The sequence below is a fragment of the Lentzea alba genome, from assembly GCF_047445655.1.
GTDB classification, from domain to species: Bacteria; Actinomycetota; Actinomycetes; order Mycobacteriales; family Pseudonocardiaceae; genus Lentzea; species Lentzea alba_A.
In genome coordinates, this window is the sequence record NZ_JAJAEG010000119.1 from 1 (window position 1) to 386 (window position 386).

Annotated in this window: 1 rRNA gene; it reads right to left on the reverse strand. The window is 54.9% G+C overall.

Going from position 1 to position 386, the window contains the following annotated elements:
• Window positions 1-348 (reverse strand): 23S ribosomal RNA (locus LFM09_RS50165); the annotation flags it as partial.
• Window positions 349-386 lie beyond the last annotated feature (38 nt).

Consider the following 386-nt stretch of genomic DNA (forward strand, 5'->3'; position numbering starts at 1 on the left):
AGCTCGGCAGAACTAGCCAAGAGGTCCCACGACCCCGCGAATGCAACCCCTGCCGGGTATCACACAGACGCGGTTTAGCCTCATCCGCTTTCGCTCGCCACTACTCACGGAATCACGGTTGTTTTCTCTTCCTGCGGGTACTGAGATGTTTCACTTCCCCGCGTTCCCTCCACATACCCTATGTGTTCAGGTATGGGTGACCCCACATGACTGGGGCCGGGTTTCCCCATTCGGAAATTCTAGGATCTCAGCTCGGTTGACAGCTCCCCTAGACTTTTCGCAGTCTCCTACGTCCTTCATCGGCTCCTGGTGCCAAGACATCCACCGTATGCCCTTACTAACTTGCTACAAAGATGCTCGCATCCACTGTGCAGTTCTCAAAGAAC